Genomic DNA, 12749 nt, shown 5'->3' on the forward strand with positions numbered 1-12749 from the left:
CGTGCCGCAGCGGCAAGCCAAAGTGGCGGTGGTCTATTTGAGGGTGAGGTTATAATTATCAATGACGAGTTTAATGCGCGCCGTGTGCATAGCGAGCGACTTGCTGAAAGAACAGGACTTTCGCCCCAATACGCCACAGCGCTGGCGGAGCGAACAGTTGAGGGCTTCGACGATGCTAGTTTGCCCTTCGCCTTTTGGGCAGGGTCGGTGTTGCCAGCGGGGCAACACCTTGGCGTAGGCTTTCCAGAGGTCCGTGAACTACCAACAGGGGCGGCGGTAGCGCCGTGGCAAGGCTGCCCACAAGCGTCGCAGTGGGGCTTCGCCCCGGCTACCCAACGTCCAGCCGACAATACGCCGGCTAGCACGTTCTACGACTAGCCACAGCCAGACCTTTCGCCTCTTACACCCTACAAACGTCCACCTCTCATCTAATTCCAGGGCTTCCCACCGTTTTTTCTGCGCCTTTTTAGGCCGCAAGCGAGGCAGTGGCGGCGCTGGCAGGACTGCTTTTTTTTATCCGCTTGGCAATCGTCCTGCGTGCTACGCCAGTTACCCGCGCAATGCTGCGTTGCGAATTGCGCTCTAGCAATAGGGCATCGACCTGCGCGTATTGGGCAGCTTTGCGAACAGCAGCCGGCACGAACAGCCCTTGGTAGCCGCAGGCTTTGCACTGGTATTTCGGCTGCCCTTGCTTGCTACCGTTGCGGCGAAGTTGGTCGCTGGTGCATTTTGCACAATAATGAATTGTTGTGACCATCAGCCTTATACGGAAAACACCCTATAATAGACCACCGCCCACATGTTTTATGTGTATCAGTGTCTGGCCTTCCTGTTGATGTTCCTGCCAGTAGCGCAGTGCTTGTCGGTAGACCGGCTGCTACTCAAGCTCAAGTATTCGAACACCCGCTTTCGGTACATGCCCGCCCGCACCGTGAGCCAGCTGGCCTACTATGGGCCCGTTATCGTGGGCATTGCCTTCGTGTATTTCGATAGCACGCTGTATAAGCTTACCTCCCCGCTCTGGCTCAAAGGGCTTGGCATGTGGGTGCCGGCGTCGCTGCCCTTCGTCACGCACGCTAATACCTCGGCGCTCCTCAACAGCGAGGTGCTTGTCAAATTCATGGGCTACCTCTCCATCGTCTTCGAGTTTCTTTTCCTCTTCCTGTTTCCATTTCGGCGGTACCGGGCCATTTTGATGGTTATCGGGATTGGCCTGCACTTGGGCATTCTGCTGGAATTCCCGATTCCCTTGTTTGCCATTGGTTTCGGTAGTCTCTACTTGCTCATGGTACCGGTAGGCTTCTGGCGTCGGCTGTTCGGGGCCACGCCGGGCCAGGAAAAGCTTACCTTCTATTTCGATGCCGAGTGCCCGCTATGTGCCCGTACTCGTCTCGTCATCGAACACCTGGACTTGGGCCAGGCCGTACGGTTTCGCAGCGTGCAGTTTTACGCCGAGCAGGAGCCCGCGTTGGCGGGCCTCTCCCAAGATGCGCTACTTGATGATATACACAGCGTAGACCGCCGCGGCCACGTCTACAGTGGAATTGATACGTATGCGCAGGTCTTCAATGCCATTCCATACCTCAAGCCAATCAGCTGGCTTATCCATACGCCCGGCATCTATCACCTAGGCAAGGCGGTATATGGCTTCATTGCCCGCAACCGCACCACTGAGCGCTGCACGGAGGATAATTGTGGCTACGTAGCCCCGGTGCTGCCCCCTCCGACGAAGAATTCAAGATTCTGGAGGGCATGACGCTTCAACAGTTGAAAATTGGGTTCGTTGGCCTGGGCTTGGCGCTGCTGGTGCTGCTTCAGTGCCTGGCATCTTACAACACCCCGGTAGTACGGCTATTACGAACGAAATCGGGTTTGGAAGACACCCGCGCAGGTCGCATATTTGGGCACCTGGCCGGGTTGAGCGGCGAGTTTTCCCGCACGTTTTTTGGCATCACCAACCACGGCGTATTCCTCGACGAGCATTTTGCCGATTATACCCGCATTGTCGCTGTTACCTACACGGACGCTGCTGGCAAGTAACAGTTTTTGCCAATCACCCGTGAGACGGGGCAGCCCGGGCCATATCAGTACGGCCCACTGTGGTGTAAATGGGCTTTTCTCGTTGTGGGGCCCCAGCCGCAACAGGCTAGTTTAGAAAAGGGCATCCGGGACTATACGGCATTTTGGGCTGGTAAGCATGGGGTTGACCTGACGAATTGCCGTTTTCAGGTGAAGGTGAAGCACATCGCCAGCATCCATGATTGGCAACCGGTTTTTTATCGGAACAGATGGCGCAGCCCTGGCAGGACGCGGGGACAGTAGAATGGAAGAATAAGGTGTTCAGTACATCACTTAAGCCAATTCATTCTTTTAAGTGAGTGAAAGCACAAACCCAGGCTGTGCATCTTTTCCTTGTCCAAATCTCAAAAGACCTCTCAGCCTTGCAGCTGGGATGTCTTTTTCGGATGTTTGCCCAGCACATTCTAACGGGAAAACATGTATTGGGTCAACCCCTTCGGTTAGTGTGCTTTTTCCGACTGTTTAAAAGTACGGGCGTAACTTCGTCCCAATTCAAGCTTAGCTAATGCAATACGCCATCCCTTTCAACAAGCCCTATCTTTCTGGGAACGAAGCCTGTTACATCGAAGAAGCCGTGCGCTCGGGTAAGATTTCCGGCGACGGTATCTTCACTAAGCGCTGCCACACGTTTTTTGAGCAGCAGCTAGGGTTTCAGAAGGTGCTGTTGACGACTTCCTGCACCGATGCCCTGGAGCTGGCGGCGCTGTTGCTCGATTTGCAGCCTGGTGATGAAGTAATAATGCCCTCCTACACGTTTGTGAGCACACCCAACGCCTTCGTGCTGCGCGGGGCCAAAATCGTGTTTGCCGACAGCACGGCCGAGAACCCCAACATGGACGTGACGACGCTCGAAAGCCTCGTGACGCCGCGTACCCGGGCCATTGTGCCAGTGCATTATGCCGGCATTGCGTGCGACATGGATGCCATCCAAGCCGTGGCTACCCGCCATAACCTAACCGTGGTAGAAGATGCGGCTCAAGCCATCGATAGCTTTTATAAAGGCCGGCCACTAGGCACAATTGGCGCACTGGGAGCTTTCTCCTTCCATGAAACCAAGAACATTACCTCGGGCGAGGGAGGTATGCTAGCCATAAACGACAAGCAGTATGCCAACCGCGCCGAAATTATCAGGGAAAAGGGTACCAACCGCTCATCGTTTTTCCGGGGCGAGGTTGATAAATATGGCTGGGTTGAAGTAGGTTCCAGCTTTCTGCCATCCGATATCATAGCCGCCTTTCTCTGGGCTCAAATTGAGAATTTAAACATAATTCAGCAGCGACGCAAGGATATATGGGAACGTTATTATACTTATTTGCAACCCCTGGTGGTCCAGGGTGTGGGGCTCCCTATCGTGCCCGACTACGCCACCAATAACGGCCATATGTTTTATCTGGTGTGCCGCGACCTGGGCGAACGCAGTGCTCTCATCACGCACATGCGCCAACTGCAAGTTTCGCCGGTATTCCACTACCTCTCGCTGCACAAAAGCCCATTCTACGCCGATAAGCACGACGGCCGTGAGCTGCCCTGGTCCGACCACTACACCGATTGTCTCGTGCGCCTGCCCCTCTACCACGAACTCAACGAAAGCCTGCAAAAGCGCGTGATTGATGGCGTGCTGAGCTTCTATAAAGGGCGCTAAACTGAGGCCTTATGCACGCACCAGGCAAACAGGGCCGCGCGCCTTCGCGGTGGCTTGAGCCGGTGGTTCAGGCAGTGATTGGGCTATTGGCCCTGACAGTATTGGCGGTGATGGCATGGGCTTTGCCTCGCGGCTTCGACATCACCGATGAGGGCTTCTATCTCCTCAACTTTCGCTATCCGGCCGAGTACGAAGCCAGCGTCTCTACCTTTCACCTGATTGCGGCCCGCCTGCTGGGCCTCACCAATGCCTCAGTATTCACTGCCCGGGCGGTGGGGCTGGGGAGTGCGGTGCTGGGGCAGTCGTGTTTGGCCTTAGCCTAGCCACTTGGCTGCGGGCCACCGCGGCCCCGGGGACTCAGCGCTGGGTGAGCCGGCCGGGCTTGGTGGTAAGCTTTGTGCTGCTGGGCTCACTGCTGGTGTTTTCCATTTTCCCCCGCTCTATTTCCTATAATGGCGTCATCAGCTTGTCGTTGTTGCTGTCGGCTGCTGCCGTGCTGTCGGCCTTGCGGCGCGGCCCTGGCGCGGCCACCTGGCAGCTGTTGGGCATCGGTTTGGTTCTGGGTCTCGATGTATTCGTGAAAGCATCATCGGCGGCGCTGCTGTTTAGTGGTGCTGTGGTACTGCTAGCCTGGTACTGGCGAAGTTTCGGCTGGCGGCTGCTGCGGGCGGCGGTGCTGTTGGGCTTGGGGCTGGCTTTGGGTTTCGGGCTCTATTTCGTAGTGGTGGAGCCTTCCGGGGTATGGTACCATAACTTCATGCAGGAAATGGTGGTGATACAGTCCAAAGGCCGCTATGGCATATCCGACCTATTGCCCAAATACATCAGCAGCGCGGGCAAAACACTGGCTTTCCTCGCATTCCCCTTCGGGCCGGTGGTGCTGGCCCTGACCGGCTTAGCCTGGTGGTGGTCGCGCCGCGTGCCGGCCCGCTGGCATCAGCTAGCAGTGCTTACGATAGGAGGGGGGCTAGGTACTTTTTTATTAATGGAAGCCCTACGACGGCGCTGGTATTCTAACGCCTTCTCCAATGGACGAGAGACCTTGCCGCTATTTTTTGCTCTGGTCGTAATAACCGCACTGGTAATAGCTGCCACTGCCACAGCTGCTCAGCCTAGGATTCACACAGAACCCGCCCCACCGGCCCAACAGTGGCCGGTGGGGTTGTGGCTATTCATGCTGCCGATGCTGGCCTCTCTCGGTACCGTTAACGACTTGCGGCTGAACCTACTTGTCGACATGACCCCATGGTTTGGCCTCCTGCTGATTTTGGTTTCGCAGGTCCGACTGTCCTTGCTGCCCGCCTGGGCGCCGGCCGCCCTACTTCTGGCCCCCGCCGGCTATGCCGCGGAGCAAACTATCTGGGGCGTGTTACTGACGCCTTACAACCTATCCGCCACCATGGCGGCACAGACTGAGCCACTGCACGCTGCCGGGGTCACGGGTCGGTTGCAGGTCGACCCGGCTACCGGGGCATTCGTTAATCAGCTCGAAAAGCTGCTGGCCGCTGGTGGCTTCCGGCCCGGCGACCCTTTGCTAGCCTTCTACGACCTGCCGGGACTAGTATATCTCTGCGGAGGCGTATCGCCGGGCGCAGCTTGGTACTTTTCGGGCAATGACGCGCGCAATTGCCACGCCTTAGATCTCACAGCCCAGCCCCTGCGCAAAGCCTGCATTCTGGTAAATCAGCCCCTGAGCGACGAACTGAAAGCCTGCCTGCATGAGCATGGACTAGCCTTTCCCGAAAACTACCGCTTGGTGGGTAGTGTGCTCAGCAGCTACCACTCTGAACACCGGCAAGTACAAGTATATGCGCCGCAGGATGCCGTTTCCCAGCCCAATTAAATCTCATTCGCATTACGGCTCTGCCGTGCGCTGAATGCTACCTCTGGCTCCCGCGCCCTACCTTTGTGTGTTCAGGCGCGTATGAGTCGCGGTGGACCTCTGGCCCCTTCCTCAGTTTGGGGAAATGGCCAAAGTGTAAAAGATATCTGGTATGAATAAAGGGATTATAGGTTATTCACTCGATAGCATCCGCTATTACCTGAACCGGTCGGAGAAGCGTCGAGCAGTTATTATGTTCGTTTTACTGCTGGTCACGTCGTTTCTCGACGTTATCGGCTTGGCGTCGCTGGTACCCGTAATGGTAGTGGCCGCTGAGCCCGGTGGGGTGCAGAAAAGCAAATTTTTTTCGCCCATCTACCACGCTATGAACTTCGAGTCGGAGCGTAGCTTCCTGCTGATGCTCATTGTGGCAGTATTTATCTTCTTCCTGATTAAGAACCTTTTTTCCACCTGGGTCAACTACCTGCAGACCGATTTTACCACTAAGCTCGGCCTGAACATTGTTCAAACGCAGCTCAACAAGTACCTGCACTTTCCCTTCTGGGATTTTAATCATCTGGGTTCCTCAAACCTGATTAACAGCGCCTTGGAAGTTCCGCGCTACTACGTTTCGATGGTAGTGCGGCCATTGTTTGTGCTGTTTTCGGAACTGGCGGTCGTGGTGGTAATTGTAATTAGCATTCTCATTTACAAGCCCTTACTATTGGCGTTGTTGGCTTTTGTATTGGTGCCCACTACCTTGCTCACCTACCGTGCACTGCGTGTCCGCTCGCAGGCCATCGGCAATCGCATCAATGAGCTGCGGCCCATTTCTTATGGCATTATCGGTGATTTGTTCACGGGCTTTGTTGAGCTGAAGCTGGCCAACAAGCAGTACCGCTTCCGTGACCGCCTGCTGGAAAACCAACGCGAGCTCCAGACCCTTGACTCGGAAAGCTACCTTTACTCGCTGCTTCCGCTGAAGGTGATTGAGATGGTGGCCATTTTGGGCGTGCTGACCATCTTTCTCTACGCCATTTTCGTCCCCAGCGCTTCTAACAGCCTGATTGCGCTGGTAGGCCTGTTCGCCGCCGCCGCCTACCGCCTCATGCCTTCCGTGAACCGGATGCTCACGGCCATGATGCAGGTGAAACAGGCGCAGTCCAGCATCGAAAACCTGGAAACCTACCGCGAGCCTAGGTACAGCGAACGACCCGACCCCAAGCAATTGCCGCTGTCGTTCGAGCGCAGCCTCTCGTTCTCCAACGTCACCTTCAGCTTCCCAGGCGTGGAAACGCCCACGCTGCGCGGTATCAACCTGGAAATCCGCAAAGGCGAAAAAATCGGCTTCATCGGTAGTTCCGGCTCCGGCAAAACCACGCTGATGAACGTGCTGCTGCGCTTCTACGTCGAGCAGCAGGGCCACATTCTTATCGATGACCAGCCGCTCACTTCGCAGCACATCGAGGCGTGGCACCGCATTGTGGGCTATGTGAAGCAGGATACCTTCCTGATGGAAGCCTCGATTCAGGATAACATCACCCTGGGCGATGCCAACGTGGACACGGCTCGGCTGGACTATGCCGTGGAGCAGGCTTCGCTGCGCAGTTTCATCACCGGCCTGCCGGAGGGCTTGAACACGCACATCGGCGAGCGTGGCTCGAAGCTCTCGGGGGGCAGCGCCAGCGCATAGGTATTGCCCGCGCGCTCTACAAGCGCACGCAGGTGCTGGTGCTCGATGAGGCCACCAGCGCCCTCGACAATGAAACCGAGCGCGAGGTGAACGAGGCCATCAATAGGCTCTCTGAAACCGACATCACCATTCTGATTATTGCACACCGCATTACCACATTGCGCGAGTGTGACCGGATTTATGAGCTCAGCCAGGGAAAGGTTATTGCTGAGCATCAATATGAAAGCCTGATGCAGCAAATTGTGCAGGCTTAACTTAAACCAGCGTACCGAAAGACACTCAATCCAATGCCGATAAACGTAACCCAATCCTATCTGCCGCCGCTGGAAGACTATGTTAAATACCTGACCGGAATTTGGGAACGAGTATACCTAACCAATGCCGGTCCGCTGGTAGTGGAGCTGGAGCAGCGCCTGAAAGACGAATTGGGCGTGAAGCACCTCTTTTTCGTTAATAATGGCACTATTGCCCTGCAGATTGCCATTAAAGCGCTCGATCTGAAAGGGGAGGTACTGACCACGCCGTTTTCGTATGTGGCCACCACGTCCAGCCTGGTGTGGGAGGGCTGCACGCCGATTTTTGTTGACATCGACCCGGCCACGCTGTGCATCAATCCGGCGTTGCTGGAAGCGGCTATCACGCCGCGCACAGTAGGCATCATGGCCACCCACGTCTATGGTAATCCGTGTGACCTGGAAGCAATCGAGGCCATTGCTAAGCGTCACAACCTGAAAGTAATTTATGATGCTGCGCACGCGTTTGGCGTGACGTATAAGAATAGCTCGGTGCTGAATTACGGCGATATTTCCACGCTTAGCTTCCACGCTACTAAGCTGTTCCATACGTGCGAGGGCGGGGCCATCGTCACCAATGACGACGAACTGGCGCATCGCATTGCCTATATGCGCAACTTCGGCCACAACGGCCCCGAAGCTTTCTGGGGGGTAGGGGTAAACGGTAAAAGCTCCGAGTTGCACGCCGCTATGGGCCTATGCGTGCTGCCCAAAGTGCCGGAGCTGATTGCTAAGCGCCGAATCTTGAGTGAGCGTTACGACGCCTTGCTGGATGGCACAAAATGCGTGCGGCCTACCATTCAGGCCCACACGACCTATAACTTCTCGTACCATCCCATCGTGCTGCCCTCCGAAGAAGTGTTGTTGAAGGTGCGTGATAATCTGAATGCCCACGAAATCACTCCACGGCGCTATTTCTACCCATCGCTGAATACACTCAGCTATGTGGTTCCGCAGGAGGCGCCGGTTTCGGAAGATATTTCGCGGCGCGTGCTGTGTCTGCCGTTGTATTATGACCTGCAAATTAGTCAGGTTGAGCAGATTGCTCAGCTCATCAATGAAGTGCTCTAGGTCATGCTAGTATTGGGTGCCCGAGGCCACGCCATTGAACTGCTGCAAGTACTGGAAGATAACGGTGAAACGGACTTATACTTCTACGACGACGTCAGCCACGACGCGCCTAATCAGCTATTTGGCCGCTACCCTGTGCTCTGCTCACCTACCGAAGCCATGCAGCACCTGCGCCATGACTCCCGCGCCGCGCTGGGCATCGGTGGCGGACGGCTGCGCGAGCGGCTGGGCGGCCAAGTGCGGCAATGGGGTGGTCAGCTGCATTCCGTGGTTGCGCCTTCGGCCAGCGTGGGGCGGCACGCGGTGGTGCTGGAAGCTGGCCTCAATGTGATGCACGGAGTACTGATAAGCAACGAAGTACACGTGGGTGAGGGCAGCCTGATAAACGCCCGCGCTACGCTGCACCACAACGTGGTGGTGGGGCGTTACTGCGAGGTGTCGCCCGGAGCCCAGTTACTGGGCCACGTACGGGTGGGCGACTACTCACAGGTGGGCGCTGGAGCCGTAGTTATGCCGCGCATCATCATTGGGCAGGGGGCCACGGTGGGAGCCGGGGCGGTGGTTACCCGCCACGTGGCCGATAATGAAGTGGTGGCCGGGGTGCCGGCGCGGCCTCTCCCGCGCAAGTCATAGCCGGTGGTCTGTATGGTACAATGCGGTTTGCCAGCTTATTTCTCATAAACAGCTGTCTATTTGTAAGTAGCTTAGCTACTTTTAAATTTATTGTCCCGTTGACATGCCGCAAGAAATCGCTTACAACCCGCCGCTCGTGAGCGTGATGATGGTGACTTACAACCAAGAAGCTTACGTAGCTACGGCACTGGATAGCATTCTGACCCAGGAAGTCAATTTCGAGTATGAAATTGTCATCGGTGAAGATGATTCTACTGACCGGACGCGTGCCATTATCTCGGAATATCAGCAGCGCTACGGCAGCCGGATACGGCCGCTGTTTCATGAAAAAAACCTCGGAGTTTCGCACAATTGGGAGTTCACGGCGGCCCAGTGCCTAGGCAAGTACGTAGCCCTGCTGGAAGGCGATGACTACTGGACGAACCCACACAAACTGCAGAAGCAGGTTGAGTTTATGGAGTCGCATCCCGACTTCAGTATGTGTTTCCATAATGCCCGGGTGCTGTATGAAGGCGGGGCCACCCCTCCAGCCAGCCACCTGATGACGCAGATTCAAAAGCCTGAACTCACCCTGAACGAGGTAACTCGCGACTGGCACATTGCTACCGGCTCGGTGATGTACCGGCGGGCTATGCTGCCGGAATTGCCAGCCTGGGTGCACGATTCGGTGGTGGTTGACCTGCCCTTACTTGCTTCGCTGGCCAAAGCTGGGCGGGTGGGTTTTCTAAACGAAGAAATGGGCGTGTACCGTGTCAACTCCGGCGGTGTGTCTCAAACGGCTAAGAAAGAGGCCTACCTGTTGGGGCTAGTACGGATGTATGCTCGTCTGGACGAGCATTTGGACTACGTGCAGCACCGCAACTTTATGGTGAAAACGGCTGATGCCTACCTGGCCCTGGCTAGCTCCCTGAACACGCAGCAGCGCCACGCCGAAGCCCGTAAGTACCTGTTACGCTCGTTGCGCAGCCGTGTGTCGGTGGGCGTGATTCCACGCAGCAATTCTTTCAAAGTGCTGGCTATTAGCTTGCTGCCGGGGTTGTATAATCGGTTTTATCCACAGCAGTCCGGCAAGTAGCGGTTGGTTTAGGCATGCTGCTGTTGCCAGAATCTGGCCCGGCAGTGGGCAGAACCGCTTTATATTTACTACACTCTGCAACGCTGACCGTGTAATAATTCTCAAAAGTATTTTTCTCTTCTAACCGTGTCCGATACCCTAACTACTAGTACTCTTATGGGCTCCGTAGCAGTTACTTGCGTGATAGGCGGAGCAGGATTTATCGGCCGGGCAGTGGTTGGCGAGCTTTTGCAGCAAGGCCGCCGGGTAGTGGTGGTGGGCCGCGAGGCTACGCCCGTGCCCGCGTTACCGGCAGGCGTGGAGTACATAGCCAATCCGACCGGCAACGACGGTGACTTGCTGCGCCAGGTGCTGAGTAAAGTGAACGAGGTGATAGACCTGGCCTACGCTACGGTGCCCAAAACCAGCTTTCAGGACCCGGTACACGACATCCTGGTGAACCTGCCTACGGCCGTGCGGCTGTTTGAGTTAGCGGCGTCGCTACCAATTCGCAAGTTTGTCTGGATATCGTCGGGCGGGACCGTCTACGGCCGCACCAAAGCGCCTTTCCTCACTGAAGAGCATCTCACTGAACCGATTTCGCCCTATGGCATCACCAAACTGGCCATTGAAAAATATGCTCACATGTATTTTGAGTCGCAGGGCCTGCCGGTGGTGTGTGTGCGGCCATCCAACGCTTTTGGTGAGGGCCAGCGCACGTATTCGGGCCAGGGCTTTATCGCGACGGCTATTGCTTCCATCTTAGACGGGCGCGAACTGAGCCTGTACGGCGAGGAAGGCACCGTGCGCGACTACCTATACGTGCAGGATGTGGCCCGAGGCATCGTTGCTGCCCTTATCAATGGCCAGCCCGGCCAGGTATACAACCTCGGCAGTGGCCATGGCCTTACTAACCGGCAGGTACTGGATGTGCTGGCTCCGCTGGCCACGGCTATGGGCCACCCCATCCACCTCCAAGTGTTGCCCGTGCGGCCCTTCGACGTGCCGCTCAACGTACTCAACAGCGAAAAACTGACTGCGCATACGCAATGGCGGCCGCGTCTGGATTTCGCCGAAGGTCTGGCGCGCACCTGGGCCTGGTACGCAGAGCACTACCAAACGGCCGCTGCCCGGACTGGCTTAACTGCCAATGCACCAATTCGTAGAAGTTGACAACTCATACGGCCTTACATGGATTTATCTAATTTGCTATTTTTTATTGATGCATACGCTACCCGCAGAAAATGATTTTGCCGCTTCCCCAGCGGCATTGCCCATTTCGGATGTCGTGCTGGGCACCGTCGAAGTAAAACATCGCAAGAGCTATTTGCCCGGACTTGATACGCTCCGGGCCGTGGCCGCGCTGAGCGTCTGCTTTTTTCACTTTAGCGGCGGCATGATGCCTAAGCTAGTGGTACCCGCCGCCAAAAGCGCGTTTTCGCAGGGCTATCTGGGGGTTGATATCTTTTTCGTTATCTCGGGTTTTATCATTCCCTATAGTCTGGTAGGCAAAAACCACCGTGTGGCTGGCTTCTTTGCCTACCTGAAAAAGCGCGTTATGCGTATTAACCCGCCCGCCTATATCTCGTTGCTGCTGGTGCTCGGGCAGTGGTTTTTCATCGATAAGGTTATCAACAAAACCTCCTTTTATACTAAGGATTTGAGTATTAGCCAAGTGGTGCATAACCTACTGTTTACCATTCCCTTCACAAATTACAAGTGGATAAGCGGTATCTTCTGGACGCTGGCTATTGAGTTCCAGTTTTATCTGTTTATCGGTCTGCTATTCAATTTCCTGTTTGGCCGGAAGGTGGGCTGGTTTGTGGTGCTATATGTGCTGATGGGCCTGTTGCAGTTTGTGCCGGTGCTCGCGGCGGCTGGGTTTTTCCATTACAGTACGCTGTTTGCGCTGGGCGGCGTGGCGCTGCTATGGCAGCAGCAGGCGCCGAAGTGGCTGTATGTGGCCGGTCTGGCGGTGTTTGGCGGGCTGGCACTGTGGCAACTGGGCTTGTACGCAGCCCTAATAGGGGTGGGGACAGCAGTGGCCATCAACACCATTAAGGTGAGTATTCCGGGCTTTTCGTTTCTGGGTAAGATATCGTATTCGCTCTATCTGCTGCACGGCCTCATCGGTACTACGGCCGAGTTTGCCCTAGTGAAGCTGCTGCCGCCGACCTCAGACGCCCGCAAGCTTCTGCTGACGGCCGTGTGCCTGAGCCTAGCTATTGCGGGTGCTTACGTGTTCTATCTGGTGGTAGAAAAGCCCTTTATGCGCTTGGCCTCCCAGAGCCGCCGCTAATTCATAGTTAAATAGTGCGGGCCGCCCGATAGTAGGACAAATACGTTAGTAGCAGGGTCATTGTACCTTTACTTGGTGCTGGAGCGTGGCATCTGCCCAATAAACTGCCTGAGCCTGGCTAAATTGATTGAAGAATGAAATTGATTTTCAGCCATCTACATTC

Annotated in this window: 11 protein-coding genes and 2 pseudogenes; 12 read left to right on the top strand and 1 reads right to left on the bottom strand. The window is 55.8% G+C overall.

Features of this window, described 5'->3' with window-relative positions; translation table 11 throughout:
• Positions 1-33: 33 nt before the first annotated feature.
• Positions 34-477 (bottom strand): annotated as a pseudogene (locus tag GKZ67_RS24925) (IS1 family transposase).
• A gap of 331 nt (positions 478-808) precedes the next feature.
• On the opposite strand from GKZ67_RS24925, the gene GKZ67_RS02225 reads away from it, so the two are divergent.
• The 12 genes and pseudogenes from GKZ67_RS02225 to GKZ67_RS02275 all read left to right on the top strand — a co-directional run bounded on the left by GKZ67_RS02225 (position 809) and on the right by GKZ67_RS02275 (position 12586).
• On the top strand, positions 809-1756 hold the full coding sequence (locus GKZ67_RS02225; RefSeq protein ID WP_173240960.1) for a DCC1-like thiol-disulfide oxidoreductase family protein: 948 nt from the start codon (positions 809-811) through the stop codon (positions 1754-1756).
• Complete coding sequence (locus tag GKZ67_RS02230; RefSeq protein WP_173240961.1) at positions 1753-2040, top strand: hypothetical protein; 288 nt, start codon at positions 1753-1755, stop codon at positions 2038-2040. The genes GKZ67_RS02225 and GKZ67_RS02230 overlap by 4 nt, the downstream gene beginning before the upstream one ends.
• A 544-nt stretch (positions 2041-2584) precedes the next feature.
• Positions 2585-3721: a dTDP-4-amino-4,6-dideoxygalactose transaminase gene (gene rffA / locus GKZ67_RS02235; protein WP_173240962.1), complete on the top strand. Its 1137-nt coding sequence runs from the start codon at positions 2585-2587 to the stop codon at positions 3719-3721.
• Between the two features lie 107 nt (positions 3722-3828).
• On the top strand, positions 3829-4044 hold the full coding sequence (locus tag GKZ67_RS02240; RefSeq protein ID WP_173240963.1) for a hypothetical protein: 216 nt from the start codon (positions 3829-3831) through the stop codon (positions 4042-4044).
• Positions 4045-4139: 95 nt separating this feature from the next.
• Entirely contained in the window at positions 4140-5564 is a 1425-nt protein-coding gene (locus tag GKZ67_RS02245) for a hypothetical protein (protein ID WP_173240964.1), read from the top strand.
• A gap of 1120 nt (positions 5565-6684) precedes the next feature.
• Positions 6685-7235 (top strand): annotated as a pseudogene (locus GKZ67_RS24930) (ATP-binding cassette domain-containing protein); the annotation flags it as partial.
• Positions 7236-7268: 33 nt separating this feature from the next.
• Positions 7269-7490, top strand: a complete 222-nt coding sequence (locus GKZ67_RS22365; RefSeq protein ID WP_254245012.1) for a hypothetical protein — start codon at positions 7269-7271, stop codon at positions 7488-7490.
• A 33-nt stretch (positions 7491-7523) separates the two neighbouring features.
• Positions 7524-8600 carry a DegT/DnrJ/EryC1/StrS family aminotransferase gene (locus GKZ67_RS02255; protein ID WP_173240965.1) on the top strand — a complete coding sequence of 359 codons (1077 nt, stop codon included), beginning with the start codon at positions 7524-7526 and terminating at the stop codon, positions 8598-8600.
• Between the two features lie 3 nt (positions 8601-8603).
• Positions 8604-9233 (top strand): NeuD/PglB/VioB family sugar acetyltransferase, encoded by a 630-nt coding sequence (locus tag GKZ67_RS02260; RefSeq protein ID WP_173240966.1) that lies wholly within the window; start codon positions 8604-8606, stop codon positions 9231-9233.
• A gap of 103 nt (positions 9234-9336) precedes the next feature.
• Positions 9337-10308 carry a glycosyltransferase family 2 protein gene (locus GKZ67_RS02265; RefSeq protein ID WP_173240967.1) on the top strand — a complete coding sequence of 324 codons (972 nt, stop codon included), beginning with the start codon at positions 9337-9339 and terminating at the stop codon, positions 10306-10308.
• 156 nt (positions 10309-10464) lie between these two features.
• Entirely contained in the window at positions 10465-11460 is a 996-nt protein-coding gene (locus GKZ67_RS02270) for an NAD-dependent epimerase/dehydratase family protein (protein ID WP_173240968.1), read from the top strand.
• A gap of 49 nt (positions 11461-11509) precedes the next feature.
• Entirely contained in the window at positions 11510-12586 is a 1077-nt protein-coding gene (locus GKZ67_RS02275) for an acyltransferase family protein (protein ID WP_173240969.1), read from the top strand.
• Positions 12587-12749: the final 163 nt, after the last annotated feature.

The organism is Hymenobacter sp. BRD67, from assembly GCF_013256425.1.
In the GTDB taxonomy this organism is placed as follows: domain Bacteria; phylum Bacteroidota; class Bacteroidia; order Cytophagales; family Hymenobacteraceae; genus Hymenobacter.